The 20,955-nt window shown below is 69.4% G+C and carries 22 protein-coding genes; 18 read left to right on the plus strand and 4 right to left on the minus strand.

Annotation, left to right across the window (positions count from 1 at the left end; translation table 11 throughout):
- The first annotated feature begins 90 nt into the window (after positions 1-90).
- On the plus strand, positions 91-1,770 hold the full coding sequence (locus EZ242_RS16650) for a long-chain-fatty-acid--CoA ligase (RefSeq protein ID WP_135286309.1): 1,680 nt from the start codon (positions 91-93) through the stop codon (positions 1,768-1,770).
- A gap of 28 nt (positions 1,771-1,798) precedes the next feature.
- Positions 1,799-2,509, plus strand: coding sequence for a 5'-methylthioadenosine/adenosylhomocysteine nucleosidase (locus tag EZ242_RS16655; RefSeq protein ID WP_135286310.1), 711 nt, complete (start codon positions 1,799-1,801; stop codon positions 2,507-2,509).
- Here the strand turns inward: EZ242_RS16655 and corA are convergent.
- The 3 genes from corA to EZ242_RS16670 all read right to left on the minus strand — a co-directional run bounded on the left by corA (position 2,502) and on the right by EZ242_RS16670 (position 5,389).
- Complete coding sequence (corA, locus tag EZ242_RS16660; protein ID WP_135286311.1) at positions 2,502-3,488, minus strand: magnesium/cobalt transporter CorA; 987 nt, start codon at positions 3,486-3,488, stop codon at positions 2,502-2,504. The two genes, EZ242_RS16655 and corA, sit on opposite strands and share 8 nt — an antisense overlap.
- Positions 3,489-3,561: 73 nt before the next feature.
- Entirely contained in the window at positions 3,562-4,755 is a 1,194-nt protein-coding gene (locus EZ242_RS16665) for a patatin-like phospholipase family protein (protein ID WP_135286312.1), read from the minus strand.
- A 40-nt stretch (positions 4,756-4,795) separates the two neighbouring features.
- Complete coding sequence (locus EZ242_RS16670; RefSeq protein WP_135286313.1) at positions 4,796-5,389, minus strand: cysteine hydrolase family protein; 594 nt, start codon at positions 5,387-5,389, stop codon at positions 4,796-4,798.
- A 151-nt stretch (positions 5,390-5,540) separates the two neighbouring features.
- On the opposite strand from EZ242_RS16670, the gene EZ242_RS16675 reads away from it, so the two are divergent.
- From EZ242_RS16675 to hprK, 5 genes are all read left to right on the plus strand, one after another.
- Positions 5,541-5,720, plus strand: coding sequence for a hypothetical protein (locus EZ242_RS16675; RefSeq protein ID WP_135286314.1), 180 nt, complete (start codon positions 5,541-5,543; stop codon positions 5,718-5,720).
- Positions 5,721-5,745: 25 nt separating this feature from the next.
- A complete protein-coding gene (locus EZ242_RS16680; protein WP_135286315.1) occupies positions 5,746-5,934 on the plus strand; it encodes a hypothetical protein in 189 nt (62 codons plus the stop codon).
- Positions 5,935-6,178: 244 nt separating this feature from the next.
- Positions 6,179-6,514, plus strand: coding sequence for a ribosome hibernation-promoting factor, HPF/YfiA family (gene hpf, locus EZ242_RS16685; RefSeq protein ID WP_135286316.1), 336 nt, complete (start codon positions 6,179-6,181; stop codon positions 6,512-6,514).
- 130 nt (positions 6,515-6,644) lie between these two features.
- Entirely contained in the window at positions 6,645-7,112 is a 468-nt protein-coding gene (locus EZ242_RS16690) for a PTS sugar transporter subunit IIA (RefSeq protein ID WP_135286317.1), read from the plus strand.
- Positions 7,109-8,059 (plus strand): HPr(Ser) kinase/phosphatase, encoded by a 951-nt coding sequence (hprK, locus tag EZ242_RS16695; protein ID WP_135286318.1) that lies wholly within the window; start codon positions 7,109-7,111, stop codon positions 8,057-8,059. Before EZ242_RS16690 ends, hprK begins: the two co-directional genes overlap by 4 nt.
- 16 nt (positions 8,060-8,075) lie before the next feature.
- Here hprK and fur read toward each other — a convergent pair whose 3' ends face one another.
- Positions 8,076-8,516 carry a ferric iron uptake transcriptional regulator gene (fur, locus tag EZ242_RS16700; RefSeq protein WP_135286319.1) on the minus strand — a complete coding sequence of 147 codons (441 nt, stop codon included), beginning with the start codon at positions 8,514-8,516 and terminating at the stop codon, positions 8,076-8,078.
- 74 nt (positions 8,517-8,590) lie between these two features.
- On the opposite strand from fur, the gene EZ242_RS16705 reads away from it, so the two are divergent.
- From EZ242_RS16705 to EZ242_RS16755, 11 genes are all read left to right on the plus strand, one after another.
- On the plus strand, positions 8,591-9,136 hold the full coding sequence (locus EZ242_RS16705) for an outer membrane protein assembly factor BamE (protein WP_135286320.1): 546 nt from the start codon (positions 8,591-8,593) through the stop codon (positions 9,134-9,136).
- Positions 9,137-9,138: 2 nt separating this feature from the next.
- Positions 9,139-9,966, plus strand: a complete 828-nt coding sequence (gene dapB / locus EZ242_RS16710) for a 4-hydroxy-tetrahydrodipicolinate reductase (RefSeq protein WP_420821258.1) — start codon at positions 9,139-9,141, stop codon at positions 9,964-9,966.
- Positions 9,967-10,611, plus strand: coding sequence for a MotA/TolQ/ExbB proton channel family protein (locus EZ242_RS16715; protein ID WP_240787128.1), 645 nt, complete (start codon positions 9,967-9,969; stop codon positions 10,609-10,611).
- The gene (locus EZ242_RS16720) at positions 10,608-11,027 is read left to right on the plus strand and encodes an ExbD/TolR family protein (protein WP_135286322.1); all 420 of its coding nucleotides are present in this window, start codon (positions 10,608-10,610) and stop codon (positions 11,025-11,027) included. Before EZ242_RS16715 ends, EZ242_RS16720 begins: the two co-directional genes overlap by 4 nt.
- A gap of 48 nt (positions 11,028-11,075) precedes the next feature.
- Positions 11,076-13,715, plus strand: a complete 2,640-nt coding sequence (gene leuS / locus EZ242_RS16725; RefSeq protein ID WP_135286323.1) for a leucine--tRNA ligase — start codon at positions 11,076-11,078, stop codon at positions 13,713-13,715.
- Complete coding sequence (locus EZ242_RS16730) at positions 13,715-14,212, plus strand: LPS-assembly lipoprotein LptE (protein ID WP_135286324.1); 498 nt, start codon at positions 13,715-13,717, stop codon at positions 14,210-14,212. The genes leuS and EZ242_RS16730 overlap by 1 nt, the downstream gene beginning before the upstream one ends.
- Positions 14,212-15,297 carry a DNA polymerase III subunit delta gene (gene holA, locus EZ242_RS16735; RefSeq protein WP_135286325.1) on the plus strand — a complete coding sequence of 362 codons (1,086 nt, stop codon included), beginning with the start codon at positions 14,212-14,214 and terminating at the stop codon, positions 15,295-15,297. The genes EZ242_RS16730 and holA overlap by 1 nt, the downstream gene beginning before the upstream one ends.
- Complete coding sequence (locus EZ242_RS16740; RefSeq protein WP_135286326.1) at positions 15,294-16,574, plus strand: glutamate-5-semialdehyde dehydrogenase; 1,281 nt, start codon at positions 15,294-15,296, stop codon at positions 16,572-16,574. Before holA ends, EZ242_RS16740 begins: the two co-directional genes overlap by 4 nt.
- Entirely contained in the window at positions 16,574-17,587 is a 1,014-nt protein-coding gene (locus EZ242_RS16745) for a DUF6352 family protein (RefSeq protein WP_135286327.1), read from the plus strand. Before EZ242_RS16740 ends, EZ242_RS16745 begins: the two co-directional genes overlap by 1 nt.
- 74 nt (positions 17,588-17,661) lie before the next feature.
- Positions 17,662-18,954: a glutamate--cysteine ligase gene (gene gshA / locus EZ242_RS16750; protein WP_135286328.1), complete on the plus strand. Its 1,293-nt coding sequence runs from the start codon at positions 17,662-17,664 to the stop codon at positions 18,952-18,954.
- 127 nt (positions 18,955-19,081) lie between these two features.
- Complete coding sequence (locus tag EZ242_RS16755) at positions 19,082-20,950, plus strand: potassium transporter Kup (protein ID WP_135286329.1); 1,869 nt, start codon at positions 19,082-19,084, stop codon at positions 20,948-20,950.
- The last annotated feature ends 5 nt before the right edge of the window (positions 20,951-20,955 follow it).

The raw sequence follows: 20,955 nt of genomic DNA on the forward strand, positions 1-20,955 counted from the left end.
GGCTACAGGGGGCCGGGTTCTGAGGTCACAATCCGCACCCGTCCGCCTGGGCGGACGTGAGATCAATCAGAACGAGGACGAGACATTCCAATGACCGAGCGCCCCTGGCTGGCGGCCTATCCCGCCGGCGTTCCTGCCGAGATCGATCCGAGTGGCTACGGATCGCTGGTCGAGCTGATGGAGCAGAGCTTTCGCGAGCATGGGGCCAGGCCGGCCTACAGCTTCATGGGCAAGGAGCAGAGCTTTGCCGAGACGGACGAGCTGAGCCAGGCCTTTGCCGCCTACCTGCAGCAGCTGGGGCTGGCGCGCGGGGACCGGGTGGCGATCATGATGCCCAACGTGCCGCAGTACCCGGTGGTGGTGGCGGCGGTGCTGCGGGCCGGGCTGATCGTGGTGAACGTGAACCCGCTGTACACGCCGCGCGAGCTGGAGCACCAGCTGGTGGATTCGGGCGCCAAGGCCATCGTGATCATCGAGAACTTCGCCGCCACGCTGCAGCAGTGCATCGCGAAGACGCCGGTGCGCCACGTGGTGCTCGCCGCCATGGGCGACCGGCTGGGCACGCTCAAGGGAGCCCTGGTCAACTACGTGGTGCGCAAGGTCAAGAAGCTGGTGCCCGCCTACACGCTGCCGGGGGCGGTGCGCTTCAACGACGCGCTGGCGCGCGGGCGCCGCGCGCCCTTCAAGCGCCCGGAGATCCGCCCCGACGACATCGCGGTGCTGCAGTACACCGGCGGCACCACCGGCGTCTCCAAGGGCGCGGTGCTGCTGCACCGCAACCTGATCGCCAACGTGCTGCAGTCCGAGGCCTGGAACGCGCCGGCCATGGGCACGGTGCCCGCCGGCGAGCAGAGCACCGCGGTCTGCGCCTTGCCGCTCTATCACATCTTCGCGTTCACGGTCAGCATGATGCTGTCGCTGCGCACCGGCGCGAAGGTCATCCTGATCCCCAACGCGCGCGACCTCAAGGCCACGCTGGACGAGCTGTCGCGCCATCGCTTCCACACTTTCCCGGCCGTGAGCACGCTGTTCAACGGCCTGGCGCACCACCCGGATTTCGGCAAGGTGGACTGGTCGAACCTCAAGGTCTCGGTGGGCGGCGGCATGGCCGTGCAGAGCGCCGTGGCACGCCTGTGGCTGGAGAAGACCGGCTGCCCCATCTGCGAAGGCTATGGCCTGTCGGAGACCTCGCCCTCGGCCAGCTGCAACCCGGTGACCAGCAAGGAGTTCAGCGGCACCATCGGCGTGCCGCTGCCGTCCACGTGGATGGCCTGCATGGACGACGAGGGACGGGAAGTGCCGGCCGGCGAGCCCGGCGAGATCTGCATCAAGGGTCCGCAGGTGATGGCCGGCTACTGGCAGCGGCCCGAAGAGACGGCCAAGGTCCTCGGACCCGAAGGGTGGTTCCGCACCGGCGACATCGGCATCATGGACGAGCGCGGTTTCTTCCGCGTCGTGGACCGCAAGAAGGACATGATCGTGGTCTCGGGCTTCAACGTGTACCCCAACGAGATCGAGGACGTGGTGGGCGCCATGCCCGGCGTGCTCGAATGCGCGGTGGTCGGCGTGCCCGACGAGCACTCCGGCGAGGCCGTGAAGCTCATCGTGGTGGCCAAGGACCCGGCGCTGACCGAAGCGCAGGTGCGCGAGTGGTGCCGCGACCGGCTCACGGGCTACAAGCGCCCGCGCGTGGTCGAGTTCCGCATGGAGTTGCCCAAGACCCCCGTGGGCAAGGTGCTGCGCCGCGAGCTGCGCGCCGCCCACGCCTGAACCCTCTTCGGCGCCTCCCGCCACGCCCATGCTCGCCCTCGTTTCCGCCATGCAAGAGGAGCTGTCCGCAGTCCTCGCACTCATGCCCGACGAGCGCCGCGAACGCGTGGCGGGCCGCGAGTTCTGGGTCGGGCACCTGCATGGCCAGCCGGTGGTGGCGGTGCTCTCGCGCATCGGCAAGGTGGCGGCGGCGACCACGGCCACCGTCCTGGCCGAACACTTCGGCGTGCGGCAGCTCGTCTTCACCGGCGTGGCGGGCGGGCTGGGCGCGCAGGTACGACGGGGCGACGTCGTGGTGGCGCGCCGCTTCGTGCAGCACGACCTGGACGCCTCGCCGCTGTTTCCTCGCTACGAGGTGCCGCTCTACGGCCAGGCCATGTTCCCCACCGATGCCGCGCTCACCGAGCGCCTGGTGCGCGCCGCACGGCGGGCCCTGCCGGGCGCTGGCCAGCACGAGGGCCTGATCCTCAGCGGGGACCAGTTCATCGACAGCGCCTCCGAGGCCATGGCCTTGCAACTGGCCTTTCCCGACGCCCTGGCGGTGGAGATGGAAGGCGCGGCCGTCGCGCAGGTCTGCCACGACTACGGCATCGCCTATGCGGCCGTGCGCACCATCTCCGACCGCGCGGACGATGAGGCCCATGGCGACTTCGTGAGCTTCATCGACCAGGTGGCCAGCCGGCACACGGCGGCGATCGTCGAGGCGCTGCTGGCGGCCTGGCCGGGCGGACCTATTTGAGCCAGCCGCGTTTCCTGAAGTACCACATGGGGCCCACGGCGCTGGCGACCATCAGGCCCAGGGCGAAGGGGTAGCCGGCGGCCCAGTCCAGCTCGGGCATGAAGCGGAAGTTCATGCCGTAGATGCTCGCGATCAGCGTCGGCGGCAGCAGGGCGACGCTGGCGACCGAGAAGATCTTGATGATCTTGTTCTGGTTGATGTTGATGAAGCCGACGATGGCGTCCATCAGGAAGTTGATCTTGTCGAACAGGAAGGCCGTGTGGCTGTCCAGGGACTCGATGTCGCGCAGGATCTGGCGCGCGTCGTCGAACTGGCCGGCCGAGAGCATGCGGCTTCGCATCATGAAGCTCACCGCGCGGCGCGTGTCCATCATGTTGCGGCGGATGCGGCCGTTCAGGTCCTCCTGGCGCGCGATGCGGCCCAGGACCTCGCCGGCGCGCTGGTCGGTCACGTCGCCGGCCAGCACCTGCTTGCTCACCAGCTCCAGCTCGTCGTAGATGCCCTCGAGGATGTCGGCCGAGTGTTCCGCGTCGGTGTCGAACAGGCTCAGGAGCACTTCCTTGGCGTCCTCGATCAGCCCAGGTGCGCGGCGCGCGCGCATGCGCAGCAGCCGGAACACCGGCACGTCCTCGTCATGGATGGAGAACAGCACGCCCTTGCTGCGCAGGCTGTCGTTGACCAGGTTCATGATGAAGGCGACGCGCACGGTGCGGAATTCGTCGTCGCCGGCGATGAGGAAGTCGCTGCGGATGTGCAGGTCGCCGTTGTCTTCCTCGTAGAAGCGGGCCGATTCCTCGATGTCCTCGTCGGTCGCGTCCTGCGGGATGGACAGGCCGAAGTACTGGCTCACCCAGCGCTTCTCCTCCACCGACGGTGATTCGAGGTCCACCCAGATCGGCTGGAACTTCGAGAGCTCCTCGAGGGACTCGATCTCCTCCTGGAACAGCCGCCCGTTCACGAGCGTGAAGATATTGAGCATGGGCTCTCGTCCGTGACGGTGACTTCGGGTCGGCGCGGCGGGCGGTGCCTGCCGACGCTGAAAGGCGCGTGGATTATGCCCGCGCAACGGTCCTGGCCGGTTCGAAGAAGGCGCGCAGTTGCGCGCCCTGCGCCGCGGCGTCGCGCTCGCCCAGAGCGATCAATGCGCGCACGAAGGGCGGCTCGAACATCAGGTAGCTGGCCAGGGGCGCGCCGGGGCCCAGGGCGCCCACGGCGCGCAGGGCCGACCGCAGCGGCGCGGGCATGTCCGCCAGGTGCTCCAGGGCCAGCGCGTCGAGCGAGCGCGAGGGCTGGATGGACAGCACCTCCACCGGCCGGTAAGGCACGGCCGCCGCGAGCCGGGGCGGCAGTTGCGACAGGGCCCGTGTCACCCGGCGGGCCTGCTCCACGTCGGCCCGCACGGCATCGTGGAACACGCTGCCCAGTGCGTGGCCCGCGATGGTGCCGAATCCCGGGGGGCGGGCGGACGGCCCGTTCGGCAGCAGCGGCTCCGGCTGGCCGACGCCGATCACCAGCAGCTTGCCCGCCCCCAGGCGCAGCGCGGGCGAGAGGGGCGAGATCTGGCGCATGGAGCCGTCGCCGAAATGCTCGGTGCGGCCATCGACTTCGATGGGCACCGAGGGAAAGAGGAAGGGAATGGCGGCCGAGGCGAGGAGGTGCTGCGCGGTGATGGCCTGGAACTCGCCCCGGCGCCCCGGCGAGTTCCAGGGGCGGCGCCCGCCGTCGCGCGCGGTATGGCAGAAGGTCCAGTGCACGCCGGTGGAGTAGCTGGAGGCGGTGACGGCCAGCGCCTCGATCGCGCGGCTGCGCAGCGCTCGTTCCAGTCCGCCCATCGACAGCTGGGCCTCCAGGGTCCGGGCCAGGGGCGTGGTGTCCAGGATGGCCCCCTGGCGCCGACCCTGGCGCCACAGGTGCAGCGCCGTGGCCAGGCGCGAGGGCCGCGTCCAGGACGGCAGGTGCAGCTCGTACACCGCGCTGCTGCGAAGCTCGGACCAGAAGCCGGCGAGCCGCTCGAAGGCCGCGGCCCCGTCGGCCGCCTGCGTGGCCAGGTAGGTGGCGTTCAGCGCGCCGGCCGAGGTGCCCAGCAGGATGTCGAAGGGGAATGTGTCACCGCCCATGCACCGCGCCAAGGCCCGCAGCACGCCGGCCTGGTAGGCCGTGCGCGCCCCGCCGCCCATCAAGACCAGCGCCCGCGTGTCCGGGGCGGGGCGCAGCAGGGCGGTCTGGATGAGGGTGTCGAGCGTCATGGCCGCGGAAGCTGCGGCCATGGTAGAGCAGACCTAAGGATTAAGAAAGAGGTGTCTGCATGGAGGCGCGCGTATCGCACTTCAGCACGCTGGCCATGTAGCGCATGCTGGCCAGGTGGGCTTCAGTGCTCTCCGCCGCGCTGCAGTCCTCGGGAATCCAGCAGCGGAACTCGCGCAGAAAGGCGTCGGCCGCCGTCATCTGTACGCACATGTCCGTCGCCAGCCCGCAGATCACCAGTTCCGTGGCGTCCATCTCGGCCAGCAGCAGCTCCAGCGGCGAGCCGTAGAAGGCTGAGTGCCGGGGCTTGAGCACCGTCAGGTCGGCGGGCCGGGGGGCCAGCAGGCGGGCGATGTCGCCGGCGGCACCGTCGCGCCGCTGGCAGTCCTCGACGAGGAAGCGGAAGTCGGACTGCCAGGCGCCGTAGTTGTCGTTGGCATAGACCGTCGCGACCCCTTGCTCCGCGAGGGCCTCCTTGAGCGCGGCCACGGCCCGGGCGGCCTGCAGCGCGCGGGGGGCGAGCTCCTCGGCGCCAGGGAAGTCGAGCGGGTTGATGTAGTCGACCAGGAGCAGCACGCGCGGGCTGTGCGGTGCGCTGGCGCGGTGGTGGCGGTTCTCGCGGATGGAGGCAGGCATGGCAGCAATCCTCCGGCCGGTGCCGGACACCGGCGGCCGGCCGGCACAGGCGGCGGGGGCAGGACCGGTCCTACATTCCCCAGCCGAGCCGTCCGACATACCGGATGAGGCGGGCTTCCTAAAGTCCCCTCAACTGTAGAAGGAGCTGTCCATGATCCACCACGCGTCCGATCCGAAAGCCGCAGGCTCCGGCTGGCGCCCGAGTGCCCCGGCACAGGGCAAGGACGCCGTGCGCACGCGACCTGGACATGCCTGGCCCTTCCTCAGCAAGCCCCTCGAGCCCCGTCCGGTGGCGCGCGCACAGGCGCGGCGCAGCGAAGGCGGCAGCTGATCAATATCGAATTTCCGGAGTTTCCATGTCCCTCGAAGCCCTGAAGGCGCCCAAGCGCCCCATCGACGTGCCGCGCGACAAGCCCCGGGTGGACCGCGTCGAGCACGGCAACCTGGAGCGCCCTGGTGCCGTGCTGCATCCACGCGCGAGCCAGCCGGCTGCGCGCCAGCCTGCCGCCTGGGAGCGCCACGCCCGCGGACCACGCTGGAACTGATCCACTCTGCGGGTCGCATTCTCCGGGCCGGGTGCCTCGCTGCCGTAGCGAGGCACCCGGCCCTTGTCATGCTCTTCAAGCCTTTGCGCTGCGTCAATAGCCCCTGGTAATCCCTACGCCGACCCACGAAATCGGATTGATCTTCGTGGCGCCTTTGCGCATAGTGGGCCGTCACGGATCCCTCGCGGCGGCGCCCGCACCGGACGGCCCGCCATCCCTCGGCCCCCCAACCACAGGAGATGCTATGAACTTGACGATCAGCGGCCACCACCTGGAAGTCACGCAAGCCCTTCGCAACTACGTGACGGCCAAGCTGGAGCGGATCACGCGGCACTTCGACCAGATCGAAGACATCCGGGTCCGCCTGATCATCGAGAACGAAACCGAGAAGGACCGCCGCCAGCGCGCCGAATGCCTCATCCATGTCAAGGGGAACGATCTTTTCGCCGAAAGCGCACACGAGGATCTCTACGCCGCTCTCGACCAGCTGGCCGACAAGCTCGACCGACTGGTCGGCCGCTACAAGTCGCGCCTGCAGGATCACCACCACGAAGCCGTCAAGCGCCTCGCGACCGCGTGATCACCGGCGCTGCGCAGGCAGCGCCTGCGGCGGCGCCAGGGCCCCGGCCGACGTCGCCTGCCCGATGGGCCCAGGCTGAACTCCTCTTTCCGCCGGGCCTGTGGCGGGGTGCATAATCCACCTCCCAACCATGAACCGCCTCGCGTCCATCCTGCCTGTCGCTCAAGTGCTCGTGAGCGTCGACGCCACCAGCAAGAAGCGGGCCTTCGAGGAAGCCGGGCTGTTGTTCGAGAACCTGCACGGTCTCTCGCGCGCGCTCGTCACCGACAGCCTGTTCGCCCGTGAACGCCTGGGCTCCACTGGGCTCGGGCATGGCGTGGCCATTCCGCACGGGCGCATCAAGGGCCTGAAGGCGCCCATGGCGGCCTTGTTCCAGCTGGCCCAGCCCATCGGCTTCGATGCGCCGGACGAGCAACCGGTCGGCCTGCTCATCTTCCTGCTGGTGCCCGAGGCGGCCACGCAGAAGCACCTGGAAATCCTCTCCGAAATTGCCGAGCTGCTGAGCGACGCACCCTTGCGCGAGCGCATCAAGTCGAGCCAGAGCGCCGATGAACTGCATGCGTTGATCGCGAACTGGCAGTCGGCGCAGTCGGCGTGAAACCCACCGTCGTCAGCGCCGACGTCCTCTTCGAGGACCATCGCGGGCAGCTGAAGTGGGAGTGGGTGGCCGGCCTCGGTGCTTCCGAGCGGCGCTTCGACGAGGTCGCCGTGCGGGCCGCGCGCTCGGGCGCCGACCTGGTCGGTTACCTGAACTACATCCATCCCTACCGGGTGCAGATCCTGGGCGAGCGCGAGATCGCCTACCTCACCAACGCCACGCAGGAAGACTGCGCCCGCCGAATTTCTCGCATCGTGACGCTGGAGCCGCCCGTTCTGGTGCTGGCCGACAGCCAGGTCGCGCCCGACGCGCTGGTCGCGATGTGCGAGCGGGCGCAAATCCCGATGTTCGCCACGGCCGAATCCTCGGCCTTCGTCATCGACGTGCTGCGCGCCTACCTGTCCAAGCACTTCGCCGAGCGCACCTCCATGCACGGCGTCTTCATGGACATCCTGGGCCTGGGCGTGCTGATCACGGGCGAGTCGGGCCTGGGCAAGAGCGAGCTGGGCCTGGAGCTGATCTCGCGCGGCAACGGCCTCGTGGCCGACGACGCGGTGGACCTGTACCGCATCAACCAGACCACGATCGAGGGGCGCTGTCCCGAGCTGTTGCAGAACCTGCTGGAGGTGCGCGGCATCGGCCTGCTGGACATCCGCGCGATCTTCGGCGAGACCGCGGTGCGCCGGAAGATGCGCCTGAAGCTCATCGTCCACCTGGTGCGGCGGGAGACGCTGGAGCGCGAGTACGAGCGCCTGCCCTACGAGCCGCTCACGCAGGACGTGCTGGGCGTGCCGATCCGCAAGGCCGTGATCCAGGTGGTCGCCGGACGCAACATCGCCGTGCTGGTGGAAGCGGCCGTGCGCAACACCATCCTGCAGCTGCGCGGCGTGGACACCTACCAGGAGTTCGTCGAGCGCCACCGGCGCGCGATGGAAAAGGATTCCTAGGCGAGCCGCGACCCGGTCAGCGGGTCGTCCGCTGCGGCCGGTGCGGGCACTGCGGCTTGGTGCAGTGCGCATACAGGCTCAGGGCGTGGTCGGCGATCTCGAAGCCCTTGAGCTGCGCCACCTCGTGCTGGCGCTTCTCGATCTCCGGGTCATAGAACTCCTCCACGCGGCCGCAGTCCAGGCACACCAGGTGGTCGTGGTGCTGGCCTTCGTTGAGTTCATAGACGGCCTTGCCGCTCTCGAAATGGCTGCGCGAGAGGATGCCGGCCTGCTCGAACTGCGTGAGCACCCGATAGACGGTGGCCAGGCCGATGTCCGAGCGCTCCTGCAGCAGCACGCGGAAGACGTCTTCCGCGGTCATGTGCCGTTGCGATCCCTTCTGGAACACGTCCAGGATCTTCAGCCGCGGAAGCGTCGCCTTCAGGCCGGTGCTTTTGAGTTCGTCGATGTTCGCCATGGGGTCGCGTCGTGCCGGAGCCCGCAGGAGGGCGCTCGCTACAATCGCCCGGATCATAAAGCCACCCTCGTCCGATGCCTGCCCTCCACCCACGCCTTAGCCGGCTCGTCCTGGTGCTGGCGGCCAGTGCCGCGGTCGCCGGCTGCGGCTCGCTCAACGACGCCACCAAGCGCTTTGCCTCGAACCTCGCTCCCTACAAGCCGCCGGTGGTGCAGGGCAACTTCGTCTCGCGCGAGCAGGCCGAGCTGCTCAAGCCCGGCATGAGCCGCCAGCAGGTGCGCGAGGTGCTGGGCACGCCGCTGGTCACCAGCCTGTTCCACGCCGACCGCTGGGACTACGTCTTCACCCTGAAGCGCCCGGGCGTCCCCTCGCAGGCCCACCACCTCACCGTGTTCTTCAAGGACAACGCGCTGGAGCGCTTCGAAGGTGAGCGCCTGCCCAGCGAGGCCGAGTTCGTCGAACAGATCGACACCCGCCGTGCCAGCGGCCCGGTGCCGGTGCTCCAGGCCACCGAGGCGCAGCTGCAGCGCTTCGGCAAGCCGGCGCCGCGCGCCGAGGAGGCGCCCGCCCCGCCGCCGGCCTCGGCCAGCTATCCGCCGCTCGAGCCGCAGGTGCGATGAGCATGGCGCCCGACTCCAAGCCCGGCGCGCACCACCGCGTCGCCATCGCCGGCGTCTCCGGCCGCATGGGCCAGATGCTGGTCGAAGCGGTCCGCGACAGCGGCGACTGCCGGCTCGCCGGCGCCCTGGACCAGGCCAGCAGCCCCGCCATCGGCAACGACGCCAGTGCCTTCCTCGGCCATGCCAGCGGCGTGGCCGTCACGGCCGACCCGCGTGCCGGGCTCGCGCAGGCGCAGGTCCTGATCGACTTCACGCGGCCCGAGGGCACGCTCGCGCACCTGCGCGCCTGCCGCGAACTGGGCGTGAACCTGGTCATCGGCACCACCGGCTTCTCGGACGCGCAGAAGGACCAGATCCGCGACGCGGCGCGTGACATCGCGATCGTCATGGCGCCCAACATGAGCGTGGGCGTCAACGTCACGCTCAAGCTGCTGGAGATGGCCGCTCAGGCCCTGGACACCGGCTACGACATCGAGATCATCGAGGCGCACCACCGCCACAAGGTCGATGCGCCTTCGGGCACGGCGCTCAAGATGGGCGAGGTGATCGCCCAGGCGCTGGGCCGCGACCTCAAGCAGTGCGCGGTCTATGCGCGCGAGGGCGTGACCGGCGAGCGCGATCCGTCCACCATCGGCTTTTCCACCATCCGCGGCGGCGACATCGTGGGCGACCACACGGTGCTGTTCGCGGGCACCGGCGAGCGCATCGAGATCACGCACAAGTCCGCCAGCCGCGCCACCTACGCCCAGGGCAGCCTGCGCGCAGTGCGCTTCCTGGCCGGCCGGCGCAGCGGCCTGTTCGACATGTTCGACGTGCTGGGGCTGCGCTAAGTGACGCTGTGGGAGCTGGCCCGCCAGGGTGACGCCGTCACGCAGGCCCTGGCCGTGCTCCTGCTGCTGATGTCCGTGGCCAGCTGGGTGGTGATTTTCTGGAAGGCCTGGCTGCTGCGCCGCGCCGTGGCGGACGTGGCCCGCGGCACGGCGCTGTTCTGGCAGTCCGCCTCCATCGACGACGCGCGCCAGGCCCTGCCGGCCTTCGACCGCAACGCCCTGGTGCTGCCCCTGGTGGAGGCGACGCAGCACCCGGCGCCGGGGCCGCTGGGCGCCTCCGGCGCGCCCGCGGTCCAGCTCACCCGGGTGCTGCGCGATGCGCTGCACGGCGTGCTGCACCGGCTGCAGTTCGGGCAGGTGCTGCTGGCCACCGTGGGGTCGACCGCGCCCTTCGTCGGGCTGCTGGGCACGGTCTGGGGCATCTACCTGGCTCTTACCGGCATCGCCGCGGCGGGCCAGATCAGCATTGACAAGGTCGCCGGCCCGGTGGGCGAGGCGCTCATCATGACGGCCGCCGGACTGGCGGTCGCCATCCCCGCCGTGCTGGGCTACAACATCTTCGGCCGCGTCATCGCCCGCATCGAGGCCGACCTCGAAGGCTTCGCCCGCGACCTGCGGGACCTGCTGGCCGGAGCGGCGGCGTGAGCTTCGGCCGCCTGGAGCGCACGCCGGGCGCGCGGCCTTTCAGCGACATCAACGTCACGCCACTGGTGGACGTGATGCTGGTGCTGGTGGTGATCTTCATCCTCACCGCGCCGCTGCTGGCCAGCTCCATCCGGCTGGATTTGCCCGCCACGGAAGCGGCGCAGCCCGCCGAGGCGGCGGCCGCCATCGGCATCACGCTGGATGCGCAAGGCCAGCTCTTCGTGGAAGGCCAGCCGGCGGACGCGGCCGGCCTGGCCGAGCAGCTGGCCGCCGCCGCGCGCCGTAACCCGGACACGGAAGTGCAGCTGCGCGCCGACCGCAGCGTGCCCTACGGCCGCGTGGTGGAGATCATGGGCGCCGCGCAGAAGGCCGGCCTCAACCGCATCGGCTTCGTCGCGGAGCCGGCGGCGCGCTAGCTTCGAGCTCGTGCTGCAGGGGAGGCCACCCCTACAATTTGCGCCACCATGCAAGACAAGTACCACCACCTGGACGTCGAGCGTTCCGCGCAGTCGCACTGGACCGCCCGCGATGCCTACCGCGTCGCCCAGGATGCCGCGCGCAAGAAGTTCTACGCCTGTTCGATGCTGCCCTATCCCAGCGGCAAGCTGCACATGGGGCATGTGCGCAACTACACCATCAACGACATGCTCACGCGCTACCTGCGCATGAACGGCTACAACGTGCTCATGCCCATGGGCTGGGACGCCTTCGGGCTGCCGGCCGAGAACGCCGCGCTGAAGAACGGCGTGCCGCCGGCGAAGTGGACCTACGACAACATCGCCTACATGAAGAAGCAGATGCAGGCGATGGGCCTGGCGATCGACTGGTCGCGCGAAGTCGCCACCTGCGATCCCAGCTACTACAAGTGGAACCAGTGGCTGTTCCTCAAGATGCTCGAAAAGGGCATCGCCTACCGCAAGACGCAGGTCGTCAACTGGGACCCGGTGGACCAGACCGTGCTGGCCAACGAACAGGTGATCGACGGCAAGGGCTGGCGCACCGGCGCCGTGGTGGAAAAGCGCGAGATCCCGGGCTACTACCTCAAGATCACCGACTACGCCGAGGAACTGCTCGAGCACGTGCAGCACAAGCTGCCCGGCTGGCCCGAGCGGGTCAAGCTGATGCAGGAGAACTGGATCGGCAAGAGCGAAGGCCTGCGCTTTGCCTTCCCGCACGACATCCGCGACGCGGACGGCAAGCTGATCGGCGACGGGCGCCTGTACGTCTTTACCACGCGCGCCGACACCATCATGGGCGTGACCTTCTGTGCCGTGGCGCCCGAGCATCCGCTGGCCACGCACGCCGCGCAAGGCAACCCCGCGCTGGCGGAGTTCATCGAGTCCTGCAAGAAGGGCGGCACCACCGAGGCGGAGCTGGCCCTGCGCGACAAGGAAGGCATGCGCACCGGGCTCACGGTGATCCATCCGATCACCCAGGAGCCGGTGGACGTGTGGGTCGGCAACTACGTGCTCATGGGCTATGGCGACGGCGCCGTCATGGGCGTGCCGGGCCACGACGAGCGCGACTTCGCCTTCGCCCTCAAGTACGGCCTTCCCATCGTCCAGGTGGTGCAGGTGGACGGCGAGACCTACGACTACCACCGCTGGCAGGACTGGTACGCCGACAAGGAGCGGGGCCTGACCTGCAACTCCTTCGACTTCAGCGGCTTCCACTACAAGGACGCCGTCGAGGCCGTGGCGCACGCGCTGGAGCGCAAGGGCCTGGGCGAGAAGAAGACCACCTGGCGCCTGCGCGACTGGGGCATCAGCCGCCAGCGCTACTGGGGAACGCCCATTCCGATCATCCACTGCGAGGAGCACGGCGCCGTGCCGGTGCCCGAGGCGGACCTGCCGGTGGTGCTGCCGCAGGACTGCGTGCCCGACGGAACCGGCAACCCGCTGAACAAGCGCGAGGACTTCCTGCGCTGCACCTGTCCCGTGTGCGGCAAGGAGGCCCGGCGCGAGACCGACACCATGGACACCTTCGTGGACAGCGCCTGGTACTTCATGCGCTACTGCGACCCGCACAACGACCAGGCCATGGTGGCCGAGGGCGCGGATTACTGGATGCCCATGGACCAGTACATCGGCGGCATCGAGCACGCCATCCTGCACCTGCTCTATGCGCGCTTCTGGACCAAGGTCATGCGCGACCTGGGGCTGGTGAAGATCGACGAGCCCTTCACCCGCCTGCTGACCCAGGGCATGGTGCTCAACGAGGCCTTCTCGCGCACCACCACGGGCAAGCAGTACTTCTGGCAGCACGAGCTGGACATCGTGCGCGACGAGCACAACAAGGTCGTCTCGGCCACGTCCAAGGCCGACGGCCAGCCGGTGGACTACGAGGGCTGGACCACCATGTCCAAGTCCAAGAACAACGGCGTGGACCCGCAGGCGCTGATCGAGAAGTACGGCGCCGACACCGCGCGCCTGTACACCATGTTCACCGCGCCGCCCGAGGCCACGCTGGAGTGGAACGACGCCGCCCTCGAAGGCAGCTACCGGTTCCTGCGCCGCGTCTGGCAGTTCGGCCACCGGCTGGGCGGCGGGTCCGAGGTCGGGGGCCAGGCGTCCGAGGTGGCCCAGGCCGCCGGCTTCGGCCGCACGGTCAAGGCCCTGCGCCACGAGATCCACACGGTGCTGCGCCAGGTGGACTACGACTACGTGCGCATGCAGTACAACACCGTGGTCTCCGGCGCCATGAAGATGCTCAATGCGCTGGAGGACTTCAAGGCCCTGGACGAGCCGGGCGCGCGGGCCGCGCTGGCCGAGGGCTTCGGCATCCTGCTGCGCGTGCTCTATCCGGTCACGCCGCACATCGCGCATGCGCTGTGGCAGGCGCTGGGCTATGCCGGCGTGCAGGGCGAGCTGGTCGATGCACCCTGGCCGCGCCTGGACGAGGCGGCGCTGGTGCAGGACGAGATCGAGCTGGTGCTGCAGATCAACGGCAAGCACCGCGGCAGCGTCTCGGTCTCCACGCATGCCACGCGCGAGGACATCGAGCGTGCGGCGCTGGCGAGCGAGGCCTTCGAGAAATTCGCCGCTGGGGCGAAGCCGCGCAAGATCATCATCGTGCCGAGCCGGCTCGTGAACGTGGTGCTGTGATGCGCCGCCGTGCCGTGCTGCCCCTCGCAGCCGCCGCGCTCCTGGCCGGCTGCGGCTTCCAGCTGCGCCAGGCGCCCGACTTCGCCTTCGACAGCATCTTCCTCGCGATTCCGGACAGCTCGCCGCTGGGCAGCGAACTGCGCCGCAACCTGGCCTCCATCCCCAGCGTGCGGGTGCTGACCGGCGCCCAGGCCCGCGAGCAGGCCGATGTGGTCCTGGAGCTGTCTTCGGAGCTGCGCCAGAAAGTGGTGGTGGCCCAGAGCGCCAGCGGGCAGGTGCGCGAGTTCCAGCTGCGAAGCCGCATCGTCTTCGCGCTGCGCACGCCGCAGGGCCGCCAGCTCATCGCGCCCACCGAGCTGGGCCAGCAGCGCGACATCAGCTTCAACGAATCCGCCGTGCTCGCCAAGGAAGCCGAGGAGAACCTCCTGTACCGCGACATGCAGACCGACCTGGTCCAGCAGCTGCTGCGCCGCCTGGCGGCGGTGAAGGTGGTCTGATGCAGATCGCTGCAGCGCAGCTGGACAAGCACCTCGGGCGACAGCTGCAGTCGCTCTACACCGTGCATGGCGACGAGCCCCTGCTGGTGCAGGAGGCGGCCGATGCCATCCGCGCCGCCGCGCGCGAGCGGGGCTACAGCGAGCGCAGCGTGCACACCATCGCCGGCGCGCACTTCGACTGGAGCGGCGTGCTGGCCGCCGGGGGCTCGCTGAGCCTCTTCGCAGAGCGCCAGATCGTGGAAATCCGCGTCCCCAGCGGCAAGCCCGGCAAGGACGGCGGCCAGGCCCTGCAAGCCATCGCGCAGCAGGCCCAGGGCAACGACAGCGTGCTCACGCTGGTGCTGCTGCCCCGACTGGACCGCGCCACGCGCAGCGGCGGCTGGTTCGGTGCCCTCGAATCCTTCGGCGTGACGGTGCAGATCGACCCCGTCGAGCGCGCCGCGCTGCCGCAGTGGATCGCCCAGCGCCTGGCCGCGCAGGGCCAGCGCGTCGCTTCCGGCGAGGCGGGCCAGCGCACGCTGCAGTTCTTTGCCGACCGCGTCGAGGGCAACCTGCTGGCCGCGCACCAGGAGATCCAGAAACTGGGCCTGCTGCATCCGCCCGGCGAGCTGGATTTCGAGCAGGTGGAGGCGGCCGTGCTCAACGTCGCGCGCTACGACGTCTTCAAGCTCTCCGAGGCCGTGCTGGGCGGCCAGGCGCAACGCGTGCAGCGCATGCTCGACGGGTTGCAGGCCGAGGGCGAGGCGCAGGTGCTGGTGCACTACACGCTGGCCGAGGACATCCGCGCGCTCAAGCGCGTCAAGGATGCGCTCGGCGAGGGCCGGCCCATGCCGGTGGCCCTGCGCGAGCAGCGTGTGTGGGGCCTGAAGGAGCGGCTCTTCGAGCGCGTGCTGCCGCGCCTGTCGCCGCTCGCGCTGGAGTCGCTGCTGCATTCCGCGCACGTGGTGGACGGCATCGTCAAGGGCCTCAAGGCGCCCGGCTGGCCGACCGACGGCTGGCAGGCCCTGCACCGCCTGGCCATGCAGCTGTGCCTGGCCTGCGTGCCGCCGGCCGGCGCCGGGCCGCGTGCCAGAATCGCGCCATGAACGCCCCCAACATCGCCGAGACGCTGCACGCCATGGGCCTGCAGGCCCGGCAGGCCGCGGCCGTGATGGCCAAGTCGTCCACCGCCGCGCGCAACCAGGCCTTGAGGCGCCTGGCTGCGCTCCTGCGCGAGAGCGTGCAGGCGCTGGACGTGGACAACACCCGTGACCTCGCGCGCGCCGAGGCCGCGGGCCTGGCCGCGCCCATGGTCGACCGCCTGCGCCTGGGCGCCAAGGTCATCGCCACCGTGGCCGAGGGCTGCGAGCAGCTGGCGGCCATGCCGGACATCATCGGCGACATCGTCGGCATGCAGCAGCAGCCCAGCGGCATCCGCGTGGGCCGCATGCGCGTGCCGATCGGGGTCTTCGGCATGATCTACGAGAGCCGGCCCAACGTCACCATCGAGGCGGCGAGCCTGTCGATCAAGAGCGGCAACGCCTGCATCCTGCGCGGCGGCTCCGAGGCCATCGACTCCAACAAGGCGCTGGCCCGCCTGGTGCAGCAGGCCCTGCAGGACAGCGGCCTGCCGCCCGAGGCGGTGCAGCTGGTGCAGACCACCGACCGCGAGGCCGTGGGCCAGCTCATCGCCATGCCGCAGTACGTGGACGTGGTCATCCCACGCGGCGGCAAGAGCCTGATCGAGCGCATCAGCCGCGAGGCCAAGGTGCCGGTCATCAAGCACCTGGACGGCAACTGCCACAGCTACGTGGACGATCCCTGCGACCTGGACATGGCCCTGCGCGTGGTGGACAACGCCAAGACCCAGAAGGTCAGCCCCTGCAACGCCAGCGAAAGCCTGCTGGTGGCGCGCGGTGTCGCGGCGGACTTCCTGCCGCGCATCGGCGAGGTCTTCGCCGCCAAGGGCGTGGAGATGCGCTGCGACGCCGAGGCCGCGGCGCTGCTGCGAAACGTGCAGGGCGCCAGGGTGGTGGCCGCCACCGAGCAGGACTGGTACGAGGAATACCTCGCGCTCGTCATCAGCATCAAGGTGGTGGGTGGCCTGGACGAGGCCATCGCGCACATCAACCACTACGGCAGCCACCACACGGATGCCATCCTCACGCGGGACCACGTGCACGCGCAGCGCTTCCTGCGCGAGGTCGATTCGGCCAGCGTGATGGTCAACGCCAGCACCCGCTTCGCCGACGGCTTCGAGTACGGGCTGGGCGCCGAGATCGGCATCAGCACCGACAAGTTCCACGCCCGTGGCCCCGTGGGCATCGAAGGCCTCACCTCGCTCAAGTGGATCGTGCTGGGCCAGGGCGAGGTGCGCGGCTGATGGCCGGCTACTGGCCCGGCTGCGGCTGGCACCTGCTGGAGCAGGATGGCGAAGGGCGCCTGCGCGTGGGTGACGAGTTCCTGCGCTTCCTGCTGGAGCGGCCCGAGCTGGCGCCGGTGCCGCAATCCGGCCCCGGCGAGCGGGCGCTGCATGCGCGGCTCGTCGCGCAGCCGCGCGCGGCCGTGTCCGAGCGCGAGCTGGCCGCGGTCGAAGACGAGGACGCGCGCGCCAACGTCGCCGTCTGGCTGCGCTTTCGCGAGCGCCTGCTGGCCCGGCCCACGCTGGAGGCGAGCTACCTGCAGATCTTCCGCGGGCAGGTGGACGTGCCGCCCCTGCTGGTGCACCAGCTCACGCAGATCCTGCTGCGCCAAGCCCTGGGCGACTCCGCCACGCCCTTCGAGGCGCGCGCGGCCGAGATGCTGTTCAGGGTGCAGAAGATCGCGGTGCAGGAGGACGGGCAGGTGATGGCGGCGGACAACGAGACCGTCGAGCGGCTGGCCGTCGCCGGCGGTTTCGGCACTTTGGGCGAGCTGCTGCGCCAGGGCGGGGCGCCGCTGCGCACCACGGACCTGGACGTGCTCAATCCGGACGTGGCGGACGACTACTGGGCGCGCAGCGAGGCGCACGACCTGGTCCTGCCCCTGCACCACGGCCAGCCCGGCCTGGAGGCCCTGTGCCGCGTCATGGAGCGCTGGCTCGCGCACCTGCTGGGCCTGTCGGCCCGGGTGCAGGTCGAGCGCGAGATCGACGAGACGCAGTGGGTCTGGCACGTGGGCCTGGACGCCCAGGCCAGCGCCGTGCTCAATGCGCTCTACCAGGGCCAGGACGTGGACGAAGCGCAGATGCGCCGCATGCTGTGCCTCTTCAGCCTGCACCTGGACGAGCCCACCGCCCTGCGGCCCGAGATCGCCGGCCGCCCCATCTACCTGGCCATGGCCATGGACGAGTCGCAGAAGCTGCGCCTGAAGCCGCAGAACCTCCTGATGAACCTGCCGCTCGCGCAGGTGTCCTAAGTGGAAAGACGCTGATTGGCAACAAGCCGCCCCTGGCTGTCGGCCTAGCCTCCAGTCTCCAGCCCCTACCCAGCATGGTCCCCCACCTCATCACCGCCCTCAGTGGCCCGATCAACGAACTCGAACAGCGGGTCCTCGAATCGATGCCGGCCATCGAACGCTGGTTCCGCCTCGAGTGGATGGAGCACACGCCGCCGTTCTACTGCTCGGTGGACATCCGCAACGCCGGCTTCAAGCTCTCGCCGGTGGACACCAACCTCTTTCCCGGCGGCTGGAACCACCTCACGCAGGAAATGCTGCCGCTGGCGGTGCAGGCGGCCATGGCGGCCATCGAGAAGATCTGCCCGGAAGCCAAGAACCTGCTGATCATTCCTGAGAACGACACCCGAAACACCTTCTACCTGAGCAACATCGCGCAGCTGCAGCGCATCTTCCACATGGCGGGGCTGAACGTGCGGGTCGGCTCCATCGACCCCGACGTGAAGGAGTCCACGCGCATCGACATTCCCGGCGGCGACACCCTCTGCCTGGAGCCGGTGGTGCGAAGCAAGTACCGGCTGGGCCTGAAGGATTTCGACCCCTGCACCATCCTCCTGAACAACGACCTGTCCGCGGGCGCGCCGGGCATCCTGGAGGACCTGCACGAGCAGTACCTGCTGCCGCCGCTGCATGCCGGCTGGACCGTGCGGCGCAAGAGCCGGCACTTCCAGAGCTACGAGGAAGTGGCCAAGCGCTTCGGCAAGATGCTGGGCATCGACCCCTGGCTGATCAATCCCATGTACAGCCGCTGCGGCGAGCTCGACCTCGACCAGCCCCAGGGCCTGGAGTGCCTCACCACGCAGGTCGATGGGCTGCTCACGCGCATCCGCAAGAAATACAAGGAATACGGCATCAACGAGAAGCCCTTCGTGGTGGTCAAGGCCGACAACGGCAGCCATGGCCGGGGCATCCTCACGGTGCGCGACGTGCGGGACCTTGCCCAGCTCGAACGCAAGGCCCGCGGCAAGCCCGGCGTTGCCGGCGCGCTGCAGGGGCGCGAGACCATCATCCAGGAAGGCGTGCTGACCAACGAACGCATGCACGAAGCCGTGGCCGAGCCGGTGGTCTACATGATGGACCGCTATGTGGTGGGCGGCTTCTACCGCGTGCATGCCGAGCGCGGCGTGGACGAGAACCTCAGCGGGCCGGGCGCGGGCTATGTGCCGCTCGCCTTCGCCGAAAGCACGCGCCTTCCGCAGCCCGGGCAGAAGCCCGGCGCGAGCGCCCCCAACCGCTTCTACATGTACGGCGTGATCGCCCGCGTGGCCTTGCTCGCGGCCAGCTACGAGCTGGAATCGACCGACCCGGAAGCCGAAACCTACGAGTGACGACCCCGCCCGTTGCCCGCCGGCAACGGGCCCGCCGGGCAGCGCGATTGCTGCAGGCGCACAATACCGCTCCGTCCGACAACCCGCCCCCGGGTCGCCGCCAGCGCGGCTTTCCAGGGCATTCTTCGTGCAACGTTCGCAATCCTCCCTCGCGGCCCTCACCCTCGGCGCCATCGGCGTGGTCTACGGCGACATCGGCACCAGCGTGCTGTACGCCGTCAAGGAGGTGTTCGGATCGGGCCACGTGCCGTTCACGCAGGCCAATGTGTACGGCGTCCTGTCCATCCTGTTCTGGACGCTGACGCTGATCGTCTCGCTCAAGTACGTGGTGCTCGTGCTGCGCGCCGACAACGCCGGCGAGGGCGGGCTGGTCGCCATGCTGGCGCTGGCCTCGCAGGCGGTGAAGGACAAGCCGCGCCTGCGCAGCGTGCTGCTGGTCGTGGGCATCTTCGGCACCTGCCTCTTCTACGGCGACGGCGTCATCACGCCGGCCATCTCGGTGCTGTCCGCGGTGGAAGGCCTGGAGGTGGTCTCACCCGCCTTCGATCGCTTCGTGATCCCGCTCACGCTCCTGATCCTGTTCGCCTTGTTCGCGGTGCAAAAGCGGGGAACGGCCGGCATCGGCCGCTTCTTCGGGCCGATCACGCTCACCTGGTTCGCGGTGCTGGCGCTGCTGGGCGTGAGCCAGATCGTGCATCACCCGGAGATCCTGTCGGCCATCAGCCCGCACCATGCGCTGGGCTTCGTGCTGGCCAACCCGGGAACGAGCTTCGTGATCCTCGGTGCGGTGGTGCTGGTGGTCACGGGCGCCGAGGCGCTCTATGCGGACCTGGGCCATTTCGGCAAGCGGCCCATCCGCCTGGCCTGGTTCGCGGTCGCCATGCCGGCGCTCACGCTCAACTACTTCGGCCAGGGCGCCCTGCTGCTGGAGCGGCCGGAGGCGGTCAAGAACCCCTTCTACCTGATGGCGCCGGAGTGGGCCCTGCTGCCGCTGGTGGGCCTGGCCACGGCGGCGACCGTGATCGCTTCCCAGGCGCTCATCACGGGCGCCTTCAGCGTCACCAAGCAGGTCATCCAGCTCGGTTACCTGCCGCGCCTGGAGGTGCAGCACACCAGCGTGAAGCAGGCCGGGCAGATCTACCTGCCCTTCGTGAACTGGGGCCTGTTCGTCGCCATCGTGCTGGCGGTGGTGCTGTTCCGCTCGTCCAGCAACCTCGCGGCGGCCTACGGCATCGCGGTGACGCTGGACATGCTGATCACCACCACGCTCACCTTCTTCGTCATCCGCTACGGCTGGAAGTACCCGCTGTGGCTGTGCATCGGATCCACCGGCCTTTTCTTCGTCGTCGATGCGACCTTCTTCGCCTCCAACATGCTCAAGCTGTTCGATGGCGGCTGGTTTCCGCTGGCCATCGGCGGGGCCATCTTCACGCTCATGATCACCTGGAAGAACGGCCGCACCATCCTCAACCAGGCCCTGCGCACCGATGCCATCGACCTGCGGGGCTTCCTCGACGCCGTGTTCGTGAGCCCGCCCACGCGGGTGCCGGGCACGGCCGTTTTCCTCACCGCCGAAGCCGGCGCGGTACCCAACGCCCTGCTGCACAACCTCAAGCACAACAAGGTGCTGCACCAGCAGAACCTCTTCGTCACGGTGCACAACCACGAGGTGCCCTGGGTCGGCATGAGCCGCCGCCTCGAGGTGGAGGCCCTGGGTCATGATTGCTGGCAGGTCATCGTGCACTACGGCTTCAAGAACGACCCCGACGTGCCGCGCGCCTTGCAGCTGATGCACAACCGCGGCTGCGACCTGGATGCCATGACCACCAGCTATTTCCTGTCGCGCGACGTGGTCGTCCCCAGCGTGGGCGGCGGCATGGCGCCCTGGCGCGAGAAACTCTTCGCCCAGATGCACCGCAACGCCAGCGCGGCGGCCGACTTCCTCAAGCTGCCGAACAACTCCGTCGTGGAGCTGGGCTCCAAGATCTCCATCTGAACGCG

Source organism: Ramlibacter rhizophilus, from assembly GCF_004681965.1.
Taxonomy (GTDB): Bacteria; Pseudomonadota; Gammaproteobacteria; order Burkholderiales; family Burkholderiaceae_C; genus Ramlibacter; species Ramlibacter rhizophilus.

What these genes read in the sequence shown, in the direction of transcription:
- EZ242_RS16650 (WP_135286309.1), top strand. Translation starts at nt 91, where the DNA reads ATGACCGAGCGCCCCTGGCTGGCGGCCTATCCCGCCGGCGTTCCTGCC.
- EZ242_RS16655 (WP_135286310.1), top strand. Translation starts at nt 1,799, where the DNA reads ATGCTCGCCCTCGTTTCCGCCATGCAAGAGGAGCTGTCCGCAGTCCTC.
- corA (WP_135286311.1), bottom strand. Translation starts at nt 3,488, where the DNA reads ATGCTCAATATCTTCACGCTCGTGAACGGGCGGCTGTTCCAGGAGGAG.
- EZ242_RS16665 (WP_135286312.1), bottom strand. Translation starts at nt 4,755, where the DNA reads ATGACGCTCGACACCCTCATCCAGACCGCCCTGCTGCGCCCCGCCCCG.
- EZ242_RS16670 (WP_135286313.1), bottom strand. Translation starts at nt 5,389, where the DNA reads ATGCCTGCCTCCATCCGCGAGAACCGCCACCACCGCGCCAGCGCACCG.
- EZ242_RS16675 (WP_135286314.1), top strand. Translation starts at nt 5,541, where the DNA reads ATGATCCACCACGCGTCCGATCCGAAAGCCGCAGGCTCCGGCTGGCGC.
- EZ242_RS16680 (WP_135286315.1), top strand. Translation starts at nt 5,746, where the DNA reads ATGTCCCTCGAAGCCCTGAAGGCGCCCAAGCGCCCCATCGACGTGCCG.
- hpf (WP_135286316.1), top strand. Translation starts at nt 6,179, where the DNA reads ATGAACTTGACGATCAGCGGCCACCACCTGGAAGTCACGCAAGCCCTT.
- EZ242_RS16690 (WP_135286317.1), top strand. Translation starts at nt 6,645, where the DNA reads ATGAACCGCCTCGCGTCCATCCTGCCTGTCGCTCAAGTGCTCGTGAGC.
- fur (WP_135286319.1), bottom strand. Translation starts at nt 8,516, where the DNA reads ATGGCGAACATCGACGAACTCAAAAGCACCGGCCTGAAGGCGACGCTT.
- EZ242_RS16705 (WP_135286320.1), top strand. Translation starts at nt 8,591, where the DNA reads ATGCCTGCCCTCCACCCACGCCTTAGCCGGCTCGTCCTGGTGCTGGCG.
- dapB (WP_420821258.1), top strand. Translation starts at nt 9,139, where the DNA reads ATGGCGCCCGACTCCAAGCCCGGCGCGCACCACCGCGTCGCCATCGCC.
- leuS (WP_135286323.1), top strand. Translation starts at nt 11,076, where the DNA reads ATGCAAGACAAGTACCACCACCTGGACGTCGAGCGTTCCGCGCAGTCG.
- EZ242_RS16730 (WP_135286324.1), top strand. Translation starts at nt 13,715, where the DNA reads ATGCGCCGCCGTGCCGTGCTGCCCCTCGCAGCCGCCGCGCTCCTGGCC.
- holA (WP_135286325.1), top strand. Translation starts at nt 14,212, where the DNA reads ATGCAGATCGCTGCAGCGCAGCTGGACAAGCACCTCGGGCGACAGCTG.
- EZ242_RS16740 (WP_135286326.1), top strand. Translation starts at nt 15,294, where the DNA reads ATGAACGCCCCCAACATCGCCGAGACGCTGCACGCCATGGGCCTGCAG.
- EZ242_RS16745 (WP_135286327.1), top strand. Translation starts at nt 16,574, where the DNA reads ATGGCCGGCTACTGGCCCGGCTGCGGCTGGCACCTGCTGGAGCAGGAT.
- gshA (WP_135286328.1), top strand. Translation starts at nt 17,662, where the DNA reads ATGGTCCCCCACCTCATCACCGCCCTCAGTGGCCCGATCAACGAACTC.